1 protein-coding gene is annotated in these 531 nt (G+C 64.0%); it reads right to left on the bottom strand.

Features of this window, described 5'->3' with window-relative positions; genetic code table 11:
* On the bottom strand, positions 1-476 hold a 476-nt coding region (locus EOA29_RS39535), incomplete at its 3' end, for a hypothetical protein (protein ID WP_245468850.1).
* Positions 477-531 lie beyond the last annotated feature (55 nt).

Here is a 531-nt window from a genome sequence, read left to right as displayed (position 1 = left end):
CTGTAGGTGCCCAGGTCCCCATAGTCGGCCACGCACGGCTTTTCGGTGAGGTTGCCGCCGATCGTCGAGGTCAGCGAGAAGGACAGGGTGCTGCTCGCACTCGGGTGCATCTGAGTGAGGAAGCCGAGCTTGAAGCTGGGCTCGATGCTGTACTTCTCGGCGCTTTCTCCGGTGCCGAAACCCCACAGGATGCCGGTGTCTTCAGTCAGCTGGGTGAGAAAGTCGACGTGGAGGTCGACCCAGGTGGCGTGATACCACCGGTTGAACGATACCCACGATCCGCTCTGCAACTCATAGCCGCCGTCGCCGAGGCCTCTGGCCCGGTCACTGAGCTGTGAGCCCTGGTGCATGTCGACAAGCGACGTCGTCATCTCCTGCCCGGCCGCCGGAGGCGCGCCAAGGAAGGCGGACAGCAGCAGCGCTGTCCAACGGAAACTGCCTCGATTGCCGGACCTTTCGCGCATGCGCGAAAACACCTCGCCCCACCGTTTCCGGATCAGCGCCTGGTGGCGACGGGCTTCTCTGGCCTGT

Origin of the sequence: Mesorhizobium sp. M1E.F.Ca.ET.063.01.1.1 (assembly GCF_003998155.1) — a bacterium.
GTDB lineage: Bacteria > Pseudomonadota > Alphaproteobacteria > Rhizobiales > Rhizobiaceae > Mesorhizobium.
Note: the sequence above shows the minus strand (reverse complement) of the source record. Positions and strands in the feature narration are given on the sequence as shown.